Source organism: Sporomusa sp. GT1 (assembly GCF_014634905.1).
Classification (GTDB): domain Bacteria; phylum Bacillota; class Negativicutes; order Sporomusales; family Sporomusaceae; genus Sporomusa; species Sporomusa sphaeroides.
On record NZ_BMBX01000010.1, the window covers coordinates 82,045 to 103,987 of the forward strand.

Consider the following 21,943-nt stretch of genomic DNA (forward strand, 5'->3'; position numbering starts at 1 on the left):
TTTTCTCCAGTTAAACACTACTTTTTCAATAAGAATATTCTAGCACAAATTTGTAATTTTTGGGCGCAGTAAATTTATTTATAAAGTAAAAAAGCCTTTTATCTTGCGTAACTCTTTTTTATTCTGCCAGATTGGCTGAGTTTACTCTTTTTTCTTATAATATGATGAAAAATGTTAAAGGTATCTATTAAAAATTAACCCGATTGAAATATCTGAAAAGTCGCTATTTACTTTAAAAGAGAAATATGAGATAATGTGAACAGTTAAATGTAGGATGTAGTATGTATTACATACTATAAAAGGGAGGAATCATAATGAAGGTTGCTTTGGTGTATACGAGTACTACCCCGGAATTGATTGAATTGGTGGAGAAGGAGGTTCGTCAGTTACTGCCGCAGGGTACGGAGATTATTAGTAATCAGGACCCGTCAATTCTGGCAGAGGTCCGGGAGGCCGGATATGTTACGGCACCTCCGGCGGCCAGACTTGTCGGCATGTATATGAAGGCAGTAAGCGATGGGGCTGACGCTATTCTCAACATCTGTTCCTCAGTAGGGGAGGTGGCGGATGCTGCCCAGGATATTGCCAAATATACAGGTATTCCTATTGTGCGTATCGATGAAGACATGTGCAGGGAAGCTGTCCGGCAGGGTGTCCGTATCGGTGTGATGGCTACCTTGCCGACAACGCTGACGCCCACTAAAAATACCATCTTACGGGTGGCGCGGGAAATGAATAAGCATGTGGAATTGGTTGATGTTTTAGTTGACGGTGCTTTCGGGCTTGATCAGAAACAGTTCAAAGAACTGATGACAAACTATGCGGGGGAAATCAGCGATAGGGTTGACGTGATTTTATTTGCCCAAGGTTCAATGGCCTATTGTGAAGAATATATCCATGAAAAATGCGGGAAACCGGTGCTATCCAGTCCGCGATTCGGGGCTGCTGCACTCAAGGAAGCATTGGTAAAAAAGGGCTTATTATAACGCGAACTGGCAATGGAACTTGTATTAATAGGTACAAAGCAATATAAATTCAGTCTTAACCAAAAAGCAACTCAGTTTGATTAAGGTGTAAAGGAGCGTAAATAATGCTGGAAAAATTGGGGAGTATGGTAAAGTTTATTACAAGGTATTTTTCCGTGTGGATTATTTTAGGTGTTATTGCTGCCTATTACAATCCTGAACCGTTTAAGCCGTTATCCCAATATGTACCCTACTGCATTATGGCCGTAATGTTGAGCATGGGACTAACCGTATCAATAAATGACTTTAAGCTGGTTTTTTCACGCCCTAAGGATGTTTTTTGGGGTATCGTTTTGCGGTATATCATCATGCCGTTTATTGCGTTATTTTTGACCAAGGTTCTTAGTTTACCGCCGGTTTTGGCAGCCGGGTTAATTCTGGTAGGCTGTTGTCCCAGCGGCGTGGCCAGCAATGTTATGACATTTTTGGCTAAAGGGGATACGGCGCTGTCGATCACAGTATCTACCATTAATACCATCATTGCTCCGTTAATTACTCCCTTTATGTTCGCTTTTCTGGTTGGCTCGTTTGTTCCGGTTGATGCAGAAAAGATTTTGCTGGATATCTTGAAGATCGTCCTGGTACCCGTATTTTTAGGCGCTGTTATTCGCGGCGTTGCTTCGGATTTTGTTGACAGGATTATGCCGGTCATTCCGATTGTCTCGGTTATCGCTATCTTCATTACGACAAGCTCAGGCTTTGCGCTCAGCGCCGGATCGCTGGCCCAGGTTGCAGTGATTTCCATAATTGCCGTATTTCTGCATAATATACTTGGTCTTACAACCGGCTATTGGGCGGCACGTGCTGTGGGAATGCCTCATTTCAAAGCTAAGGCTATTTGTTTTGAAATCGGCATGGAAAATGGAGGACTGGCGATGGCATTGGCCTTAGCCCATCTTGCCCCGTTAGCCTTCATACCTGCCGCGATATTTAACTTGGCTCACAATCTTACCGGTCCGCTGTTGGCCAGCTACTGGCGTGAGCAGGAAGAGAAAAAGGAATTGGCTATGGCTCAAGCCGGCAGCACCCGGCAATAACAACGCTGGCGAAGTTAAAGAAGGGGTTGAAGATATTGGATAATATCACCTTGACAACGGCAAAAAAAGTGGCAGACTACGCCGAAGAGCTTGTTGCCCAAGAATATGGCAGGAAGCCTTTTAGTGTGGCGGTTTGTGATAAGGATGGCTTCCCGGTTCTGTTTCACAAGCTGGACGGAGCCAAATTGTTAACCATCAACCTTACTCCCAATAAAGCGTATACCGCTGCCAGGATGGGAGTAAGCACGGCCGATTTTTTACAGCGTCTACAGCGGGAAAATCTTAATATTTCCTACTTTTCCGACGAAAAGTTTGTGGGATTGCCGGGCGGAGTGCCTATTGTTAATGACAGGCAGCAAGTTATTGGCGCCGTAGGTATTGGCGGTATGAAAGAAGACGGAGAAATTGCCGCTAAGGTTGCTGCCGCTGCACCAACTTTATAAATGGAGACTTGATTCAGGTGGGGGTTTAACCCCATCTGAATCCGCTTGCCTGTGAAAGAGTATTGTGCCGCAAGATGCCTTATATTGTTTTGGGCCAATGTATGATGTTATACTTAAAGAATAAATATCATCAGGGGGTCCAACATGCCGGTGCAAACTTTTTTAAAAGAAATAGGCGGAAAATCTGTTGTTGATCAGATTGTTGACAATATTACCAATGCGATTATTAATGAACAGTTGAAACCCGGAGACAAGATTCCAACAGAAAATGAGCTTTGCGCATCCATGGGCGTTGCGCGAAATTCTGTGCGTGAGGCAATAAAGATATTGGTTGCCTACGGTGTCCTTACCATCAAGCGGGCAGAAGGAACTTTTGTAAACCAAGGCTTTGACAGCAAAATGCTCTACCCTGTTTTGTACGGAATTATTTTACAAAAGGATTCGGCCAAACAAATTGTGGAATTGCGTAAAGTAATTGATGCAGGCATTTTTCAATTGGCTATGGAAAAGCTGGACTTGGATTCCGTGCATAAAGTCGAACAGGCGATGGAGGCACTGGAACAGAAAATTGCTGAGGAAAACATGGATGCCAATGCTATATTTGAAGCCGATACAGCCTTTCACATGGTGCTTGTCGCGATTACGCAAAATGCGTTATTAGAAGGAATCTGCTCCTATATTGATCAAATAACCAAAAAATCCAGGCTAAAAGCCACCGAAAAATTTATTAATGAAAATGCAACACAGCAGTTTCTGCTTATGCATAGAGAAATGGTCCGTGTACTCAAAGAAAAGGACCGGACTAAAATCAATGAAGTAGTGGAAACTCATTATCAATATTGGGAAAAGGTAACCGGTTAAAGCTGAGACTGAGCGCAAAACCGTGCCGATAACCAACTAAGGGGCATTTACCATGCTGGTGAATTTGCAAGACATACTTAAAGACGCTTATCGCAATCATTATGCGGTTGGTTCTTTCAATGGCTATAATTATGAAACCTTTAAAGGCATCATTGATGCTGGAGCGGAAACGCAGAAACCGGTTATTTTGGCCTTTGGCGCCAAGTATCTGCAGAATATGTCCTTGGAAACGGCCTATACCCTTGCTAAAAGCCTAGGCGAGGGGAGTGCCGCCCCTGTTTGCCTGCATCTTGATCATTGCAGTGACTTAGCTACTGTTTTTCGCGCTATTCGTACAGGGTTTGGCTCGGTAATGTATGATGGCTCGGAACTGCCCTTTGCAGAAAATGTAAAGAATACGGCGGCAGTTTGCCGGGTAGCTCATGCCTGCGGTGTAACGGTCGAAGCCGAACTGGGGTGTCTGGCGGCCGGTGAACATTCCCACGAAGGGTCTGCAACCAGTGTACAGGTATATACCGAGCCTGCACTGGCAAAACAGTTTGGGGAAATGACACAGGTGGATGCTTTGGCTGTTTCTATTGGGACGGTACATGGGTTATATCAGGCAGCACCGTTGCTGCGGCTTGATATATTGGAACAGATTAACAGGCTGATTGCCGTGCCGCTGGTTCTACACGGCGGCTCGGGGCTGCCGGAGCAGGATATCTTAGCCTGTATCGCCCGGGGCATTGCCAAAATCAATGTCAATACCGAAATCTCGGTATATGCTGTCCAACAGACAACCGGACTGTTAGCAGCTCAACAGCCTCATTTTTCCGAAGTTTCCTTAAACCAGATTGGCTATGTAAAAGATATTGTAAAAAAGTATATAGCGTTTTCCTACAAGGAGGGCAATAATGGATAAAGTAATGATTTCCGTTGCTCCGGTAGCGAGTACGGATAAACACATTGTTCCTGCTAACATTGCGGCAGAAGTTTTACAATGCTGGCAAGCCGGCGCTGCGATGGTACATTTGCATGTCCGTGATGCTGCCGGCAACCTGACTACCGATATGAGTCTCCTGGAGGAAACACTCCGGTTGATCCGCAAAGACTCGGATATCATCATTGAAGTATCGACAGGCGGTGTTTCCCGGCTTTCCATACAGGAACGCTGTGTTCCCCTGTATTCGGAGCTTGTCGAGGCCTGCTCTCTGAATGTCGGCTCCACCAATCTGGGGAAGGCTGTATATTGCAATCCGCTTGATGATGTGGAATACTGCATTGGTGAATTATTAAGGATGAACAAGACACCGGAAGTGGAAGTTTTTGAAATTGGCCACATCTTTGCCATGAAGGAATTTATGGAGCAGTACGATTTTCGTGCCCCGGTGCTGTTTAGCATCGTTCTGGGGCATAAGGGCGAAGCGCCTGCTACCCCGCAGGCACTGGCTGCCATGATTCAAATGATACCGCCGGAGGCGCTGTGGGGGATTACCCATGCCAACAGACGGGATTTTTCCATTATTGCCGCCGCGTTAGGCATGGGGGCCAGCACGGTTAGAATTGGTTTTGAAGATAGCAACTATTTGGATGCTCATACCACTGTTGACAGCAATGTACCGCTGGTGGAGAAAACCGCCCGGTTGCTCAAAGCCATGGATAAAGAGCCAATGACTCCTGCTGAGGCCAGAAAATACTTCAATATACTCAGCAGATGAATAGGATGTTGAATGATGAAATCACTACCACACCTGAGTGCTGACCGGCTGAAGTCCTATCCTAAGGTCGATGAAAATCATGTGGCGTTGCTGTTACAACAAGCTGTTGCCGGTGACCCCCGCAAAATTATTGTACTGGATGATGATCCGACAGGTACGCAAACCGTTCACGACATTTCGGTATATACCGACTGGACTTATGAAAGTGTTAGTCAGGGCTTTCAGGAAAAGAACAAAGTATTTTACATTTTGACAAACTCGCGCGGGTTTACCCAAGAGCAGACAAGCAAAGCCCACCGGGATATCGGGGCGATGATTGCCAGGGTTGCCGGCGAACAGGGGCGGGATTATCTGATTGTCAGCCGCAGCGACTCGACCCTCAGGGGGCATTATCCTCTAGAAACCATGATGCTGCAGGAGCAATGGGAGCATCATACAGGCAAAAAGGTTGACGGGGAAATCATCTGCCCTTATTTTAGAGAAGGCGGCCGGTTTACCATTGATAATATTCACTATGTTCAGTATGGTGATGCCCTGGTTCCGGCAGGGGAAACTGAATTTGCCAAGGATAAGACCTTTGGCTATACATCATCGGACTTATCCTCCTATATTGAAGAAAAATCCCGGGGACTTTACAAAAAAGAAAATGTGGTTGCCATTTCCCTGCAAGAGCTGCGGGCACTAAATATTCAGGGGATTGCCGACAAACTCATGGCTATGACCAATTTCGGCAAAGTAGTTGTCAATGCCATTGATGCCTGTGATATAAAAGTGTTCTGTATCGCGCTTTACCGCGCAATGGCCCAGGGCAAACAGTTTCTGTTCCGCACAGCGGCCGGCTTTGTCAAAGAGCTGGGTGCAATCACCGATAAGCCGCTGCTGACCAGGCGGGATATGATAACCGGCGATATTGCCGCCGGCGGTATCGTTGTGGTTGGCTCTCATACGCAAAAGACGACAAGCCAACTGGAAGAGTTAAAAACCTTGCCGGGAATACAGGTTATCGAGTTCAATTCCGACTTGGTTCTGGATGAAGAGCGTTTTCAGGCGGAAATTGCGTCGGTCGTAAAGCAGGAAGAAGAACTGTTACGCCAAGGCACTACCGTAGTTGTCCACACCAAACGGCGGCTGTTGTCATTAGAAGATGATTCTCCCCAGGACGCATTGGCCCGTTCTGTCAAAATATCGGAGGCCGTCCAGTCGCTGGTTGGCAGGCTGCAGGTGACTCCGGCCTTCATTGTCGCCAAGGGCGGCATTACTTCCAGTGATATTGGGACAAAAGCGCTGAAGATCAAGCAGGCAAATGTGCTGGGCCAGATCCGGCCAGGCATACCGGTATGGAAAACCGGCGCGGAAAGTAAATTTCCGCAAATACCTTTCATCATTTTTCCGGGCAATGTCGGTGAACAAAATACACTCAAAGAAGCCATAGAGGTATTATTGGCAAAATAATCGCAACAGCCAGCAAAGCCCCGATAGTGGAAATAATAATCCATTATCGGGGCTTGCGTATCTCTTTGGGGAAACAATTATAAAATTTGTAAAATAAAAAGGAGGGGCCATTTTACGCTGTTATGCATAGAGCGTTTTGCGCCACCTCCTTTTTCTGTTATTTGGTTTCAGTTAAATTGACGGATGAAACTTACGTTATGGACCACCGGATTTACAGCGAGGGTTCAGTTGGCTTAATGTCCCGCAGTGCAACAAACTCCTATGAAACGGTGAATGAAATGACCAAGAACGGTATCGGCCAATCTACTTGTGTAGGTGTGGGCGGTGACGTAATTCCCGGCACCTCGTTTGTCAAGCTGCTGCCGATGTTTGAAAAGGACGAACAAACGGAGGCCGTTGTTTTAATTGGCGAGATTGGCGGAACAGATGAAGAGACTGCCGCCAGTTATATAAAAAATCACATGAAAAAGCCGGTCATAGCCTACATTGCCGGCAGACACGCGCCGAAAGGCAAAGTAATGGGTCATGCAGGCGCTATCGTGGGTGCGGATGGCGCGGGCAGTGCTGAATCAAGATAGATATTCTGACGGCCGCCGGTGTTCGTATTGCCGACAGCCCGACCGAGATCGTCGAACTGTTAAAACAAGTTCTATAAGGTAGCAGATTGAGCTTAGGCCGTATAAAAGGAAAATTTATTTTATGCGGCTTATTCGCTTATTCGGTATCAATTATTGCGCCTTCAAACCTGCAACTAAAAAAGGAGAACAGTATGATAAATATTTTGGTAGTGTTACTGACGTTGGTGCTCGTCGTAATTCTACTCTCGCCGGCCCACTTATGCCTCTTAGTGACCCTGGATTACTTTAAAGCCGATTTTCTTAGAACCCAGCGAAGTATTGCCATGCTGCTTTGTTCTTGCTGTTGGTTCTGACAATTAAAACAACAATTTTTTATATACCTTGTTAGTCTATTAGTCCACCGGTTACAATAATTATTGTTATTTGGAATAAAATCCATCTAATTTATTCACTTTAACGGTAATTTGAAGTGTATTAAGATTGACCTATTCCGGAAGGCGGTGTCCCGGAGACTATTGGCAAAAATCTGGTTACATGGGCAATCTTATAAATAAAAAGTATGGAGTGTATTGAGTATGCAAAAGGATTATACTTATAAGTATGGCAAAGGAAAAGTCAACTTCACTATTGACGACTCGTTAGTAACTGATGAATTATATATTAAACAATGTTCGGTTTTGCCTGACCCTGCAGAGTCTGTCCGAGAGGCAATTCGTAACCCGATCGGGTGTAAGCCGTTACGGGATATTGTCAAGCCCGGTGAAACTGTTGTATTTATTGTCAATGATACTACCAGGGTAGCCAATAGCCATATTTTTATGCCAATACTGCTTGATGAGCTTAACAGTGCAGGGATTCCGGACAAGGATATGTGGATTGTGTTCGCACTGGGAACGCACCGGCTGATGACTGAAGAAGAGATGGTTGGTGAAGTTGGTAGTGCTGTGGCACAAAGGGTGAGGATGTATAACAGCGATTGCCGGGATGAAGGACAGTTCCGGTATTTTGGGACAACTTCCTATGGAACGCCCGTTTATTTTAATAACAAGGTTGTGGAAGCCGATCACATTATTTGTACAGGCAGTGTCGTACATCACTTTTTTGCTGGTTTCGGCGGCGGGCGCAAAGCCATGCTGCCGGGTGTCGCTTACTATGAAACTGTTCGCAAAAATCATAGTTTGATGCTGGATTCCAATGCTGTAATCGGTAAACTAGAGGGAAACCCAATATATCATGATCAGGTAGAAGGTACGGAAATGTGCCGGCCCTCCTTTTTGATTAATGTCGTGTTAAACGAAAAAAAAGAATTTTTAAGAGTATTCGCAGGCGACTATATTCAAGCCCACCGGGAGTGTTGCGAGTTTGTAAATGACGTGTACGGGGTGCCTGTGGAGAAAGAAGCTGATTTAGTCATTGCCTCTTGCGGCGGCTACCCCAAGGATATTAATGTCTATCAGTTACAGAAGACAATGGATAATGCCTGGTGCGCGGTCCGGAAGGGCGGCGTAGTGATTATTCTCGGAGAATGTGCGGAAGGTTCCGGATCGGCAACCTACGAGAAAACTATGCAGCAATATACGACACCTGAGCAAGTGGAAACTGCTGTTAGGGCGGATTTTCAGATAGGTGCACATAAAGCCTTCGCGGTTACCCGGTTAATGAAAAAAGCTCACTTTATTCTAGTTTCATCCATGCCGCCGGAACTTGCCCGGCTGTTACTATTCACACCGGCCAAGGATATGGAAGAAGCAATGAAAATTGCTATGAATACATTAGGTATGTCACAGCCGCGTATTATTCTTATGCCAATGGGAAGCATAACCGTTCCTTTAATCAATAAATAGCAGGGATACAACCCCAGCGACTCATTCGTAAGTTATTGGAGCCGGCTGTAAGTTTGCTTTGCCTTGTCGAAACGGTAACCGGTCAGTGTCCTTAAACATTGTAGCACATAGCCCTTGGAGAGGGGCTCTAATCACTACTACTTTATAATACGAGGGGATTACATGGACATTAGAGAAGAAGCCTTAAATGCGCATAAAGAACATCAGGGGAAATTGCAGGTTGCCAGTAAAATGCCGCTTAAAAATATGCATGACCTCAGTATTGCCTATACTCCCGGGGTTGCTGAACCCTGTAAGGAGATAGCACTAAACAAAGATCTTTCTTTTGAGTATACCTGCCGGGGCAACATGATAGCTGTTATTTCTGACGGTACCCGTGTTCTCGGTCTTGGTGATATCGGGCCTGAAGCCGCCATGCCGGTTATGGAAGGCAAAAGTGTAATTTATAAGACCTTTGCCGATGTGGATGCCGTGCCTATTTGTCTCGGTACGAAAGATCAAGCAAAAATTATTGAAACAATAAAACTGCTTGAACCTAGCTTTGCAGGCATAAATCTCGAGGACTTCTCTTCGCCTAAATGTTATGATATCGAGGATATTCTGAAAAAGGAAATGAATATCCCCGTATTTCATGACGACCAGCATGGTACGGCGATCGCCGCTCTGGCTGGCATTTTCGGTGCGTTAAGATTTGTTAAAAAAGATATAAAAAACGTGAAAATGGTTGTTAACGGCGCTGGGGCTGCCGGAACGGCTATCGGCAGGATACTGCTCAACGCCGGTGCAGAAAACGTTATTATGGTGGACATGGCCGGCGCGCTGTATGAAGGTATGCCTGGATTAAACCGGGTGCAGGCTGAATTGGCTAAAGATACCAACAAGAATAAATTGCAAGGGAACCTTGCGGAGATCGTTGCAGGGGCGGATGTCCTTGCCGGAGTTTCTGCTCCAGGTGTATTTACCAAGGAGATCATCGGCAGTATGGCGAAGGATTCAATTGTTATTTCGATGGCTAACCCAGTCCCTGAAGCCTACTATGCCGACGCCAAAGCAGCCGGAGCAAGAGTAGCCGGAACCGGCCGATCGGATGCGCCAAACCAAGTCAACAACTCATCGGTTTTTCCGGGACTATTCCGCGGTGCCCTGGACGTAAGAGCCCGGCAGATTAACGAAGAGATGAAACTTGCGGCAGCGTACGCTATCGCCAATATTATCCCTGAGAATGAACTACGGGAGGACTATGTTGTCCCTGATGTATTTAATCCAATGGTAGCTCCGGCAGTGGCCGCTGCGGTGGCACGGGCGGCTATGGAAACTGGCGTGGCCAGGATTAAAGTCGATCCGGAGGAAGTGCGGGCAAAAACTGCGGCGCGGGTAAAATTAGGCTGATAGAAAAAGTATAGTGTAACCCCTTAGCCGGCAGGAGTATGATTGAAGCAATGCCCCGATAGTGGAAATAAATAATCCATTATCGGGGCTTGCGTATTTTATTGAAGCGTTGCAGGATTTCTGCGCTTTATTGGGAATATATTCGATAGGGAAGCAGGGGCTTGTCCAATCCCCCAATTCATTCCTATAACGGAGGACAGCTATATGAAAAAGTCTGTAGTATTCCTTTTGCTGGTTTGTATGGCCGTATTTTTGAGCTCAGCAGTGGCAATGGCAGGCCCGGCTCCGGCCTTAACCAAAGTTGATATTCACGCCTTTACGGCTCAGAGTTGTAACTACCAATGGCAATTTACGCCGGCTAACTATCCCAGAAGTATGCACGACTATTCATTCTCAGGTCCGGAGTTGTATATGAGTGTTATCTATACCGGCATTCCAAACTGGAACCTGACTTTTATCAAGGTAAATGGAACCCAATATAAGCATTCGCAACTCTTTGAGAAACAATTTTTTATTACTGACAGCGGACGGATGGTTGGCGGTTACGAGATTGTTTATAAAATACCGTCAACCTATCTGGGTGTTTCGAATACAATCATTGTCACTTCCCGCGGAACAAACGGTGGCTCGGGAGACAACGTAGCAACCAATATAAAATTTGTAAAATAAAAATGTTTGCCGTTCGCTGCGCAATCGCAGCAGGAAGGGGCGCTTAAACATTTGGTTTGCATACACGGATTTTGCAACAAAAGCTCGGCCTCCGGCTATTCCCCGGTTGCCGTTTTTTTGTTTTGATTTGATCTCTTAATATTCTGATATTTAATATTTGAATGGATTTCCATTTTTTATCTGAATTATGCATCCTTACAAAAATTAGTTATAATTATACCAGCAGCTATACTTTGCGGCATGACAGCCTATAAGGAAAGCTGATACCTTTGCTGCCTGGAATAGGTGGCAATAATGTACACCGTCGGACTCACCTTCATAATAATGTTCTGAATATTTAATAAATTAGAGGAGGGATGGAAGGGAGCGGATACAACAGTTATTGGCAAGGTTTTGTATCAATTATTAAAAGGGAGTGTGCAAAGATGTTTTCAAAATCAAAGCTATTATCAGTGCTGCTCGCCATTGTGCTGGTAATCAGTTTGGCCGGCTGCAGCAAACAAGCGGCAGCGCCTGACGACAAGAAAGCCTGGACGCCGCAGAAGCAAGTAACACTGCTGGCCGTCGCAGGGGCAGGCGGTGGGCTTGATATGGTTGCGAGAACTATGGCAAAAATCTTTGATCAAAAGAAAATTGTTACCCAGCCACTACTGGTCGAGAACAAACCCGGTGGCGGACAGGTTACAGGCACGGTAGCGTTTGCTACCCAGGATGGAAAGAATGATCACAAATTAATGATCGCGTCTACTCCTTTTATCTTAAATTATATCAAGAAAGACGGAAACAGCCCGATTGGTCCTGAACAGGTATATCCTGTGGCATTATTGCAGGAAGACTACGGAGTTATTGCCGTCAGAGCGGATTCCAAGTATAAAACCTTAAAAGAACTGTATGATGCCGCTAAAGCTGATCCTGCGAGTGTACAATTCTGCGGCGGTGGTGCTCCCGGGACCTGGGATCACCTTAACTCAGTCCTGATTGCACGCAAAGCCGGTGTTGATATTAAAGGCATGAAATACAATACCTATGATGGCGGCGGCGAAGCCTTGACAGCTCTGCTTGGCGGCAATGCCGACGCGCTGACCTCCGACGTATCTTCCATTAAACAGTATGTTCAAGCCGGCAGGGTAAGAGTATTGGGTGTTTCATCGGCAGTAAGAATTGCCGAAGATGAAGTTATGAAAGATATTCCCACCTATAAAGAACAGGGTTTTGATGTTGTTACCACTAACTGGCGCGGAGTTTTTGCCGGGAAGGATATACCTGAACCTGCCAAAAAATACTGGGCAGAAAAGGTAGCAGAACTGTGCAATACGCAAGAATGGAAGGACGAATTGAAAAAGCAAGGGGTTATTTACACTTTTAAAGATGCAAAAGGCTTCTATGACCATATTAAAGCCGAACAGACTATGTATACCGAAATCTATAAAGAGATGGGCATGGCGAAATAAATCTTCGATCATGTAAAAAAACAGGGAGAAGAGCACCGTCTTCTCCCTGTTTTTAGAAAGGAAGGTGAAGTATGTTGTGAATAAAGCGTTTGACCGCTATTTGAGTATACTTTTTATAGTTTTAGGTGTCGCACTGTATCTGTATGCAGAAACATTAACGGTATCCAATGTGGGGATTGCTATCGGACCGAAGGCCCTTCCCAGCTTTTTGGCGGTAATTCTCATTATTCTTAGTACGGTGAATCTTATTGCGGCACTTCGGTCAAAAACCCCTGATAAACAAGAGAAGCTTGAGTATAAGAAGTTTTTTATTATTTTTATTTCACTGCTGCTTTACGCGCTGTTGATTGAGCCGCTTGGCTATGTTATTTCTACTTTTTTGTTTCTGTTCGCTGGTTTTCAAACTATGGAAAGAGGAAAGTACCTGCATTCGGCAATTATTGCAGCCCTATTTTCCGGCGGCATTTACTATTTTTATGTGGAAATATTCCTGGGCGTATTACCGCCGCTGCCTTTTTAAGGAGGGATGAAAGTGGAAGCGTTACAATTTCTTTTTCAAGGTCTCGCAATAGCCTTAGAACCCACTAATGTATTTTTCGCATTTTTCGGCTGTCTGATTGGGACGCTGGTGGGTGTGCTGCCGGGAATCGGCCCGATTAGCGGCGTTGCCCTCCTTATTCCGGTTACCGCAACGCTGACAAGCGGGCTGCCGCCGGAACAAGCTGCCACCAGCTCTATAATCTTACTGGCAGGCGTATATTATGGGGCAATGTACGGCGGGTCGACGACCGCCATTTTGATCAATACGCCGGGTGAGAACTCCTCGGTCTGCACGACTTTGGACGGCTATCAGATGGCGAAACAAGGCCGGGCCGGCCCGGCCCTGGCGATTTGCGCCATTGCTTCGTTTGTGGCCGGAGTGATTGCCTGCATCGGGCTTGTTTTTATGGCTGTTCCGCTCGCGGAACTTGCCCTTAAGTTTAGTCCTGCCGGTCAATTTTCCCTGATGATTCTGGGGCTTTGCGCCCTGAGCAGCCTGGCCGGCAAGTCGCAGATCAAAGCCTTTATGATGACCGTCTTTGGTTTAATATTGGCTACGGTGGGTGTTGATCCCATATCCGGCGTTGCCCGGCTTACTTTTGGTTTTTCGGAACTTTATTCCGGTATCGAATTTCTGACGCTGGCAGTAGGCATGTTTGCGCTGGGAGAGGTATTTAAAACCATTTTAACCAATGACTATGCCAAGGGTCAGGCGATTAAAGTCGGCAGGGTAATGCCGACCAAGCAGGATTTGAAAGACAGCACTGTTCCCATCCTCCGCGGTTCGCTGTTAGGATTTTTTCAAGGGCTGGTGCCCGGCTGCGGGGCTACACTGTCTTCCTTTATGGTATATACCGTAGAGAAAAAGCTGAACAAAAACAGGGCGAACTTCGGTAAGGGGGCAATTGAAGGAGTCGCTGCGCCGGAAGCCGCCAATAACGGAGCTGCCGGGGGAGCCATGATTCCGCTCTTAACGCTGGGAATACCCGGCACAGGGACCACCGCCGTCCTAATGAGGGCGCTCATTATGTTTAATATTACCCCCGGGCCGCTGTTGTTTCAGGATCACCCGCAAATTGCCTGGGGTTTGATTGCCAGTATGATTGTCGGTAATGTCATGCTGCTGATTTTAAATCTGCCGTTGGTTAAAGTTTTCGCAAAGGTAATTGAGACACCGCCCAAATATCTGATTCCCGGGATTGTTGCTATTTCGGTATTCGGTGTTTACGCCGTACAGGTCAGTGTGTTTAACCTGCTGCTGATGATTGGCAGTGGTCTGGCGGCGTATTATCTGGCTAAAAATGATTATCCTATCGCGCCGATTGTCCTGTCCCTGATTCTGGGGCCAATGATTGAGAATAATCTGCGCCGGGCCATGAACCTGTATAACGGTGATTATGCCATGTTTGTCAAGGATCCGGTTTCCTTAACCTTTTTGGTTATTGCCGTTCTGTGGATTCTGGTGCCGGCCATCATGAAGTTCAGGGGCAAAAAGGTAGTTGTGGAAGAAGCGTAAATCATTTTCAACCAAGCAAATGGGCATACGTGTTGCAAGCTTGCGGCCAACTTGCCAATACCGCATTCGCAGTGAAAGACAGAGGCTATGGGAGGGGTAACAGTGGGGCTGACGCTTACGGAAAAGTTAATTGGTCAATCGCTGGCGGACGGACAAATGATCAGGGGGCAGCGTATCGGCATACGTGCTCATCAGACACTGTCCCATGATGTAAACGGAGTTATGTCCTATCTGGTACTTGAGGCTATGGGGCTGACGAGGGTTAAGGTTGAACTGGCTGTCCATTATATTGACCACAATATGATTCAGGCCGATTACAAAAACTCGGATGATCATCGCTTTTTGCAAGACATAACCGCAAAGCTGGGAGTTATTTGTTCCCGTCCGGGCAGCGGCATTTGCCATCAATTGCACCTGGAGCACTGGGGAGTGCCTGGTAAAACCCTGATTGGAGCCGATTCGCATACTGTTGCCGCCGGTGGCATTGGCATGTTTTCTGTTGGCGTAGGCGGGTTTGACGGAGCTATGACCATGGCAGGCGAACCGTTGTATCTGACAATGCCTAAGATTGTCAATGTGCGTCTTACCGGTAAGCTGCCGCCCTTTGTATCGGCAAAAAATATTATTCTCGAATTGCTGCGCCGTGTTTCCATACAGGGCGGTGTCGGTAAGGTTTTTGAGTATACCGGACCTGGAATTGCTACCCTCAATGTTGCGGAAAGATCCACGATTACCAATATGGGTCAGGAAACCGGCGCAACTACATCAGTGTTTCCCAGTGACGAAAATACCCGCCGGTGGATGCGGGCCTATCACCGGGAGGAGCAGTGGGTGCCGCTGCAGGCGGATAGCGATGCTGTTTATGATGAAGTCATCGAGATTGACTTATCACAGCTTGAACCGCTGATTGCCCTGCCGCATCAGCCGGACAGGGTTGTGCCGGTACGGGAAGCGGCCGGGGTCAAGGTTGACCAGATAATGCTGGGCAGCTGCACCAATACATCACTGCAGGATGTGCTGTCTATTGCTCATATGTTAGGCGGCAAGCCCATTCACCGTGATGTAGATGCCGGCTTGTACCCTGCAACCCGCACTGTGGTGCGGGAAAGTATTGCCAGGGGGGCACATGATAAAATCCTGTCTGCCGGTGTGCGTATTTTTGAACCTGTTTGCGGGGGCTGTAATGGCTGCGGCTTTGCCCCCCAGAGCAACGGCGTTTCTCTGCGGACAACCCCCCGTAATTTTGTCGGACGCAGTGGTACGGCCTCTGACAGGGTATATCTGGTCGCACCCGAGACAGCGGCCGCATCGGCGTTAACCGGTGTCATAACCGATCCCCGCGATTTGAAGCTGACACCGTTTACGTATGAAATGCCGGAAGTATTTGTCGATGACCGCGATATGTTCCAGCCGCCGGCGGCTGAACCGGAAAACATTGTTATCCGGCGCGGGCCTAATCTCAGGCCGATTCCGCCAATGCCGGCCCTGCCGGATGTTACCGGCGGTGAAGTGCTGGTGAAAGTCGGGGACGATATCACCACCGACCACATCTGTCCGGCCGGGGCTCTCTATTTGCCGATTCGTTCCAATATTCCGGAGCTTGCCAAGCATGCTTTCAAAGTGGTGGATGATACCTTTGCCGACCGTGCCGCCAAAGCGGGCGGCGGACTAATTGTCGGCGGCTCCAACTATGGTCAGGGATCAAGCCGGGAGCAGGCGGTAATGGTGCCAAGGTATCTCGGAGTTAAAGCGGTGATTGCCAGGAGCTTTGCCCGGCTGCATTTGGCGAACCTGGTAAACTGGGGGCTTTTGCCGCTGACTTTTGTAAATGGCGATGACTTTGACAAAATCAGCCAGGGTGATTGGCTGACGCTTGATACCGAGGTTTTAACCGAAGGACAGCAGATCATTGTCAGAAACGAGACTAAGGCTGTGGCTATTGCTGTTTCTTCCCCGCTTTGCCAGGCCGATCTGGACTCGATAAAAGCAGGCGGCCGCCTAAATCAGGTAAAGGCCAAAAATCAAAACAGCCAAACACACAATGCCGCAGACACGGCAAGCGGCTGAAAAAGGCGGGATAGGATGAATGCTCTTGAGAAAAAGCTGGTGGAATTGCTCAAAACCTTACGGCAGCAATATGGCGCTGTAGCTGTTAAGTGCAGCCTGGAAGCCGAAGGAATCCGGCTTGAGGAAATCGCCCGCACCAGGGAGCTTACACTCCGCGCCGGTGTTGGCCTTACCATCAAGCTTGGCGGCTGCGAGGCGCTGACAGATTTGCGCCTGGCCAAAATGTTCGGGGTGGACACGGTCATGGCGCCCATGATTGAATCCAAATTTGCGCTGGAGAAGTATCTTGCTATGGTTAGCGCTGAATATGCCGCCGAGGAACTGGCGGCTATGAACGTGTTTATCAATATCGAGACAACCGACGGCTATGAAAAAATTGACCAGATACTGAGGGCTGAAAATATTTGCCGGTTGAACGGTATTGTACTGGGGCGTTCCGATTTGGTGAAGGCACTGGGTGTTGCTGATGTTAATGCCCCGCAGGTGCTCGACATTGCGAAAAATTTATTTACCACAGCCAAGCGTCATTCGCTCCTTTGCCTGGTGGGTGGAGGGGTTACCGCCGCATCGGTTCCCTTTTTGCAACAGTTGAACGGAGTGCTGGACGGTTTTGAAACCAGAAAAGTGGTGTTTGCCGGCACTGGTGAAGCCGGGGGACTGACGGAGGCGGGGATTTTGCGGGCACTCCAATTCGAATACCACTGGTATGAGTTGAAGCAGCACTATTATGGCCGGCTCTGCAACGAAGACACGGGTAAAATGAAAACACTGGCTGCTGTCCTGAAGCTCTAGCCCAGGCGGCAGACAGCTTAGGAGGCGAACATGCGGCAAGTCATTGAGGAATTCGGGAGGTTACCGACTACCTGCATATCTGATGCTATGCAAGGACTGCATAATTTCGACCCTGCGGTCAAACCCCTGAAAGAGGAGTACAGAATCTGCGGCAGGGCGATTACCGTCAAAATGCCGGCCGGTGATAATATGATGGTGCTTGCGGCGATGAAGGAAGCCCGGCCAGGCGATATTCTGGTGATTGATTCGGGGAATTATGCTTATCGGGCGGTTGCCGGCGACTTTGTTATCGGTTTGGCGCAGACGCTTGGGTTGGGCGGCGTAGTGGCCTATGGCACCATTCGTGATGTGCAAAGCATCAAAGCGCTGAATTTTCCCGTTTTCTGCACCGGAACAACTGTTGCCTGCAGTCAAAAAACCGGAGCCGGTGCAATTAATGTCCCCATAGCCTGTGGCCATGCCACAGTGCATCCCGGCGACATAATCATCGGGGATGCAGACGGTGTTGTTGCTGTGCCGCAGGGGGAGGCGGCGGCTGTCCTGGCGGCAGCCCGGGAAAAACTGGAGAGCGACGAAGAACGTGCCAGGCGTGTTTTAGCGGACGCCCGGTCGGCAATGGAGTATATCGATCACCTTGTTGCCGCAGGCAGGGGTAAATAAGCGTAACACCCCTTGCATGGAACCATGCAAGGGGTGCTGCTAGAGCTCTAAATAATCAATAGTATCGGAAAAATCGACAAATGCCCTGACGGCATTGATGGATAACGATTCTTTTTGATAAATCATCCAGGTTCTGCGCATAACGGGCTGATTATTCTTATCCCTGATGACAATTTTATATACGTCGTCTGTCTTATGCAATATCATGCTCCCCATTATGGCATAACCATGGCCATTTTCCACCATGTCCTTGCAGGTATCCAGACGGTCTACTTCCATGCTGATAGAAGGGGGAACGGTAAAGTTTTCCCGCCACCAGCTATCAATTAATAGTTGTACCGATTCATCAGTACGATAGCTTATTCTGGGGAGATTCGGCAGGGACTGGATTGCAACCGGTTCTTTGGAGGCAATGCACATGGTCTCTTCAAACAATAGTTTTCTTTCGTCCGGCCAGGAATATTCTCCCCGCATAAAGCCAATATGGGCTTCCTGCGTGTTGACCAGATTCAGCACTTCTTTGCTCCAGACGGTATTTACCTTAAATTCCATTTGCGGATAGTTTGTCTTAAACAGTTTCAAAAGACGCGGCAGTTTATATTTTGTCATATAGTGTGTTGCCGCAATGCGCAAGGTTCCTCTGACGCCTTCATGCATATTGGTAATTCGGTCTTTAATTTCCTGTATCCGGGTCAGCATTTCTTTGGAACTCTTGGCAAGATACTCACCCTGGGGCGTGAAATGGATACCCTTGCCTGAACGATAGATTAGCTTTGCTCCTACTTCGTCCTCGATCTGGCGCAGGCGGGTGGTAAGCGCCGGCTGGGAAATGAAAAGCGTCTGTCCTGTTTTCGTAATGTTTCTTTTTTCATACAGGATATGCAGGATAAGCCAGTCGCGTTCATCCATAGCGTTTCTCCTTGGGTGTTATTATGAATTTTGAATTGTAATTGTTATTCGAGTCGGCAGCAATTATTTCCTCTATGAGAACAAAGTATACAAGATACCGATTATCTTTTATTATATCTGAATTTTTCATACCTGTTATCTTCCGGCCTGGTTTTTATAGAACCTTGTGGCGCGGATACAGATGACAGTGATGGCTTTACCTTAGGAAGGGGGATTGTTTATGGTCAGGCTGTTAAAACCGGCGCAGGCAGGTACGGTTGAATCGTCGGATGTCCTTATCATACTGGCTCCAGCGGCGGCAGGCACCGGTATACAAGTAGAGTTAACTACGCCAACTATGCAGCAATATGGGGAACACATCAGGAAGCTGATCATAAAAATACTAGAGGATCAGGGGATACAGGACGCGATTATCCATGCCAATGAAAAAGGCGCTTTAGACTACACGATCGAAGCAAGGGTTAAAACGGCTGTTAAGAGATCGCTGGGACAGGGGGGATTCTGACATGGTGAAGGAAAGACTTCGGCGGACCGTTATGTATGCGGCCGGAAATAATCCCGGACTGCTGCAGAATGCGGCAATATACGGAGCCGATAGCGTAATCTTCGATGTTGAGGACTCTGTGGCCGTTGCGGAAAAGGACAGTGCCCGGGAGCTTGTCTATCATGCGTTAACAAGACTGAAGTTTTCCTGCGAAATCGGGGTACGCATTAATCACATCAGCACTCCCTGGGGATATGATGATCTCGAATACCTGTTGCCGGCCAAGCCGGATTATATTCGCTTGCCTAAAGGGGAAAGCGGGGATGAAATTAAGGATATTGATGCCATTATTACCAAGGCAGAGGCCGAGCATGGCTTTGAAGCCGGAAGCATTAAGCTTATGGTTTCAATTGAAAGTCCCAAGGGGCTGCGCAATGCTTATGAAATCGCCTCCGCCAGCCCGCGAATGATCGCAATTGCCATTGGCGGCGAAGATTTTGCGGCTGCGATTAAGACGGAAAAAACCCGGGGAAACAGCTTTACCGGCGGCAGGGAACTCTTTGTCGCCAGAAGCATGATTGTCTTTGCCGCAAGGGAAGCCGGGATTCAGGCAATTGATTCGGTATTTTCCGATTTGCGGGATGAAGAAACCTTGATTAATGAAGTAATGCTGGTTAAAGAACTGGGATTTGACGGTAAATCCTGCATCAACCCCCGCCAAATCGATATTATCCACAAGGTATTCACCCCTTCGCTGAAAGAAGTGGAGTATGCCCAGAGAGTGCTGATGGTTTTTGAGGACGCCTTAGCCAGGAATTCCGGTGTTATCACTTTAGATGGAAAAATGATTGATATGCCTATGGTGATAAGAGCAGAAAGAGTATTGGCAAATGCCTGTGCTGCCGGCATTTACCGTAAGGAGGGCACCTGATGATTAATGCAGCAGGCAGGGAAATTCCGGCTGACATTCAAGGCTACAAGCAAGTAAAAGGCTATGCGGGAGCGTTTGCAACCCAGCCGCCGGCAGGCGCGCGCAAAGCAGGAGCAAAGCTTAAGGCGGTATATCCGGGCGAAAATAAACTGCTGAACTCCATTGAGGAAGCCATTGAGGCAGCCGGTTTAAGAGATGGTATGACGATTTCGTTTCATCATCATTTCCGCAACGGCGATTATGTGATGAATGCGGTTATTGCCGCGATTGCCCGCAAGGGTATTAAGGGGCTGACCCTGGCGCCAAGCTCTTTTTTAGATACCAATGACGAATTGATCCCGTTTTTTCAGCAAGGAGTCCTTATTGCTGCTGAAACCAGCGGACTGCGAAATAAGCTGGGACACTTTCTGACAACAAACCACATGGCAAGGCCGACCATCCTGCGTTCACATGGCGGTCGGGTACGGGCGATGGAGAGCGGGGAACTGAAGATTGACGTTGCCTTTATCGGCGCGCCTGTCTGTGACACCTATGGCAACATCAACGGCGTTCACGGTTCTGCGGCCTGTGGCTCGATGGGGTATGCCATGGTGGACAGCCGTATGGCCGATACGGTGGTGGCAATAACCGATAATCTGGTAGAGCATCCGCTTTGTCCGGTAAGTATTCCGCAATATCAGGTTGATTATATTGTAAAAGTCGATTGCATCGGTGACCCGAAAGGAATTTCAACAGGCGCATTGCGGGTTACCTCCAATCCCCGCGACCTGCATCTTGCCAAACTGGCCGCGAGAGTAATCGAGCATGCAGGCTATTTCAAAGAAGGCTTTGGTATGCAGCTGGGGGCAGGCGCGGCCACTGTGGCTGCCGGCAAATACCTGAGAGAGGTTATGCTGAGAGAGCAAGTGGCGGCAAACTTTGCTATTGGCGGTATAGTCGGTTCGTTTTGCGATTTGCTGGACGAAGGCCTGATCAAAACTTTGTTTGATGTGCAGAGTTTTGATGCCCGGACCATCCAATCACTGCGTGACAACCCGCGGCATCAGGAATATGACTGCACCTTCTATGCCAATCCCTGGAATAAGGGACCGATGGTAAACAAGCTTGACTATGTAGTGCTTGGCGCCACCGAAGTGGACATTCATTTTAACGTTAATGTAATGACCGACTCCAACGGCATTATGATGGGAGCTCTCGGCGGCCATCCGGATGCTTCTGCCGGTGCAAAGTGTACCATTATCTGTGCACCGCTTTTAAGGGGGCGCCTGCCGATGGTTACCGACGCCGTACAAACTGTTTCCACACCTGGCGAAACGGTAGACATAATTGTTACCGACCGCGGTGTGGCAGTGAATCCCAAGCGGCAGGATCTGCAGGAAAATCTGAAGCATTCGGGGCTGCCGCTGATGGCAATCGAAGAGCTTCGCGATATGGCCTATGAGCTTGGCGGCAAACCGGCACCACTGAAAATGAGTGATGAAATTGTCGCCATCGTGGAATACCGTGACGGCACCGTATTGGACGTAATCAGGCGCCCGATTGTGTAGAAGGGACGCGGGGACAGGTCCCTTGTCCCTGTATCCGAAGAAAAGTTT

The 21,943-nt window shown here is 47.8% G+C and carries 21 protein-coding genes; 20 read left to right on the forward strand and 1 reads right to left on the reverse strand.

The genetic code is table 11. The features are described 5' to 3' along the window. Positions 1–314 precede the first annotated feature (314 nt). From GT1_RS12810 to GT1_RS12890, 17 genes are all read left to right on the forward strand, one after another. Positions 315–986, forward strand: coding sequence for an aspartate/glutamate racemase family protein (locus tag GT1_RS12810; protein ID WP_188399080.1), 672 nt, complete (start codon positions 315–317; stop codon positions 984–986). Positions 987–1,111: 125 nt separating this feature from the next. Continuing rightward, positions 1,112–2,062, forward strand: coding sequence for a bile acid:sodium symporter family protein (locus GT1_RS12815; protein ID WP_223226239.1), 951 nt, complete (start codon positions 1,112–1,114; stop codon positions 2,060–2,062). Between the two features lie 35 nt (positions 2,063–2,097). Next, positions 2,098–2,505: a heme-binding protein gene (locus GT1_RS12820; protein WP_188399081.1), complete on the forward strand. Its 408-nt coding sequence runs from the start codon at positions 2,098–2,100 to the stop codon at positions 2,503–2,505. A gap of 144 nt (positions 2,506–2,649) precedes the next feature. After that, on the forward strand, positions 2,650–3,366 hold the full coding sequence (locus tag GT1_RS12825; RefSeq protein WP_075757618.1) for a FadR/GntR family transcriptional regulator: 717 nt from the start codon (positions 2,650–2,652) through the stop codon (positions 3,364–3,366). Between the two features lie 52 nt (positions 3,367–3,418). Next, positions 3,419–4,270 (forward strand): class II fructose-bisphosphate aldolase, encoded by an 852-nt coding sequence (locus GT1_RS12830; protein WP_188399082.1) that lies wholly within the window; start codon positions 3,419–3,421, stop codon positions 4,268–4,270. After that, complete coding sequence (locus GT1_RS12835; protein WP_075757620.1) at positions 4,263–5,066, forward strand: 3-keto-5-aminohexanoate cleavage protein; 804 nt, start codon at positions 4,263–4,265, stop codon at positions 5,064–5,066. Before GT1_RS12830 ends, GT1_RS12835 begins: the two co-directional genes overlap by 8 nt. A gap of 12 nt (positions 5,067–5,078) precedes the next feature. Then, on the forward strand, positions 5,079–6,518 hold the full coding sequence (locus GT1_RS12840; protein WP_223226240.1) for a four-carbon acid sugar kinase family protein: 1,440 nt from the start codon (positions 5,079–5,081) through the stop codon (positions 6,516–6,518). 197 nt (positions 6,519–6,715) lie between these two features. Continuing rightward, complete coding sequence (locus tag GT1_RS22265; protein WP_250728439.1) at positions 6,716–7,096, forward strand: hypothetical protein; 381 nt, start codon at positions 6,716–6,718, stop codon at positions 7,094–7,096. 575 nt (positions 7,097–7,671) lie between these two features. Next, positions 7,672–8,940: a nickel-dependent lactate racemase gene (larA, locus tag GT1_RS12850; RefSeq protein WP_188399083.1), complete on the forward strand. Its 1,269-nt coding sequence runs from the start codon at positions 7,672–7,674 to the stop codon at positions 8,938–8,940. 162 nt (positions 8,941–9,102) lie between these two features. Further along, the gene (locus GT1_RS12855; protein WP_188399084.1) at positions 9,103–10,329 is read left to right on the forward strand and encodes an NADP-dependent malic enzyme; all 1,227 of its coding nucleotides are present in this window, start codon (positions 9,103–9,105) and stop codon (positions 10,327–10,329) included. A gap of 204 nt (positions 10,330–10,533) precedes the next feature. Beyond that, on the forward strand, positions 10,534–10,998 hold the full coding sequence (locus tag GT1_RS12860; RefSeq protein WP_075757625.1) for a hypothetical protein: 465 nt from the start codon (positions 10,534–10,536) through the stop codon (positions 10,996–10,998). A gap of 425 nt (positions 10,999–11,423) precedes the next feature. After that, complete coding sequence (locus GT1_RS12865) at positions 11,424–12,449, forward strand: tripartite tricarboxylate transporter substrate binding protein (protein ID WP_188399085.1); 1,026 nt, start codon at positions 11,424–11,426, stop codon at positions 12,447–12,449. Positions 12,450–12,525: 76 nt separating this feature from the next. Then, on the forward strand, positions 12,526–12,969 hold the full coding sequence (locus GT1_RS12870; RefSeq protein WP_188399086.1) for a tripartite tricarboxylate transporter TctB family protein: 444 nt from the start codon (positions 12,526–12,528) through the stop codon (positions 12,967–12,969). A gap of 12 nt (positions 12,970–12,981) precedes the next feature. Next, positions 12,982–14,505 (forward strand): tripartite tricarboxylate transporter permease, encoded by a 1,524-nt coding sequence (locus tag GT1_RS12875; protein ID WP_188399087.1) that lies wholly within the window; start codon positions 12,982–12,984, stop codon positions 14,503–14,505. Positions 14,506–14,607: 102 nt separating this feature from the next. Next, positions 14,608–16,572 carry an aconitate hydratase gene (locus tag GT1_RS12880; RefSeq protein WP_188399088.1) on the forward strand — a complete coding sequence of 655 codons (1,965 nt, stop codon included), beginning with the start codon at positions 14,608–14,610 and terminating at the stop codon, positions 16,570–16,572. Positions 16,573–16,587: 15 nt separating this feature from the next. Next, entirely contained in the window at positions 16,588–17,364 is a 777-nt protein-coding gene (locus GT1_RS12885; RefSeq protein ID WP_188399089.1) for an aldolase/citrate lyase family protein, read from the forward strand. Positions 17,365–17,394: 30 nt separating this feature from the next. Next, positions 17,395–18,024, forward strand: a complete 630-nt coding sequence (locus GT1_RS12890) for an RraA family protein (RefSeq protein ID WP_188399090.1) — start codon at positions 17,395–17,397, stop codon at positions 18,022–18,024. Between the two features lie 39 nt (positions 18,025–18,063). On the opposite strand, the gene GT1_RS12895 is transcribed toward GT1_RS12890, so the two are convergent. After that, positions 18,064–18,933: a LysR family transcriptional regulator gene (locus tag GT1_RS12895; protein WP_188399091.1), complete on the reverse strand. Its 870-nt coding sequence runs from the start codon at positions 18,931–18,933 to the stop codon at positions 18,064–18,066. Between the two features lie 220 nt (positions 18,934–19,153). Here GT1_RS12895 and citD point away from each other — a divergent pair, with 220 nt between their 5' ends. The 3 genes from citD to citF are packed head-to-tail and all read left to right on the forward strand — an operon-like array spanning position 19,154 to position 21,895. Then, the gene (gene citD, locus GT1_RS12900) at positions 19,154–19,438 is read left to right on the forward strand and encodes a citrate lyase acyl carrier protein (RefSeq protein ID WP_188399092.1); all 285 of its coding nucleotides are present in this window, start codon (positions 19,154–19,156) and stop codon (positions 19,436–19,438) included. Position 19,439: 1 nt separating this feature from the next. After that, entirely contained in the window at positions 19,440–20,348 is a 909-nt protein-coding gene (locus GT1_RS12905) for a CoA ester lyase (RefSeq protein WP_188399093.1), read from the forward strand. After that, positions 20,348–21,895: a citrate lyase subunit alpha gene (gene citF / locus GT1_RS12910; RefSeq protein ID WP_188399094.1), complete on the forward strand. Its 1,548-nt coding sequence runs from the start codon at positions 20,348–20,350 to the stop codon at positions 21,893–21,895. Before GT1_RS12905 ends, citF begins: the two co-directional genes overlap by 1 nt. Positions 21,896–21,943: the final 48 nt, after the last annotated feature.

Coding starts and splice junctions, on each gene's coding strand:
- GT1_RS12810 (WP_188399080.1), top strand. CDS start 315: ATGAAGGTTGCTTTGGTGTATACGAGTACTACCCCGGAATTGATTGAA.
- GT1_RS12815 (WP_223226239.1), top strand. CDS start 1,112: ATGGTAAAGTTTATTACAAGGTATTTTTCCGTGTGGATTATTTTAGGT.
- GT1_RS12825 (WP_075757618.1), top strand. CDS start 2,650: ATGCCGGTGCAAACTTTTTTAAAAGAAATAGGCGGAAAATCTGTTGTT.
- GT1_RS12830 (WP_188399082.1), top strand. CDS start 3,419: ATGCTGGTGAATTTGCAAGACATACTTAAAGACGCTTATCGCAATCAT.
- GT1_RS12835 (WP_075757620.1), top strand. CDS start 4,263: ATGGATAAAGTAATGATTTCCGTTGCTCCGGTAGCGAGTACGGATAAA.
- GT1_RS12840 (WP_223226240.1), top strand. CDS start 5,079: ATGATGAAATCACTACCACACCTGAGTGCTGACCGGCTGAAGTCCTAT.
- GT1_RS22265 (WP_250728439.1), top strand. CDS start 6,716: ATGGACCACCGGATTTACAGCGAGGGTTCAGTTGGCTTAATGTCCCGC.
- larA (WP_188399083.1), top strand. CDS start 7,672: ATGCAAAAGGATTATACTTATAAGTATGGCAAAGGAAAAGTCAACTTC.
- GT1_RS12855 (WP_188399084.1), top strand. CDS start 9,103: ATGGACATTAGAGAAGAAGCCTTAAATGCGCATAAAGAACATCAGGGG.
- GT1_RS12860 (WP_075757625.1), top strand. CDS start 10,534: ATGAAAAAGTCTGTAGTATTCCTTTTGCTGGTTTGTATGGCCGTATTT.
- GT1_RS12865 (WP_188399085.1), top strand. CDS start 11,424: ATGTTTTCAAAATCAAAGCTATTATCAGTGCTGCTCGCCATTGTGCTG.
- GT1_RS12885 (WP_188399089.1), top strand. CDS start 16,588: ATGAATGCTCTTGAGAAAAAGCTGGTGGAATTGCTCAAAACCTTACGG.
- GT1_RS12890 (WP_188399090.1), top strand. CDS start 17,395: ATGCGGCAAGTCATTGAGGAATTCGGGAGGTTACCGACTACCTGCATA.
- GT1_RS12895 (WP_188399091.1), bottom strand. CDS start 18,933: ATGGATGAACGCGACTGGCTTATCCTGCATATCCTGTATGAAAAAAGA.
- citD (WP_188399092.1), top strand. CDS start 19,154: ATGGTCAGGCTGTTAAAACCGGCGCAGGCAGGTACGGTTGAATCGTCG.
- GT1_RS12905 (WP_188399093.1), top strand. CDS start 19,440: ATGGTGAAGGAAAGACTTCGGCGGACCGTTATGTATGCGGCCGGAAAT.
- citF (WP_188399094.1), top strand. CDS start 20,348: ATGATTAATGCAGCAGGCAGGGAAATTCCGGCTGACATTCAAGGCTAC.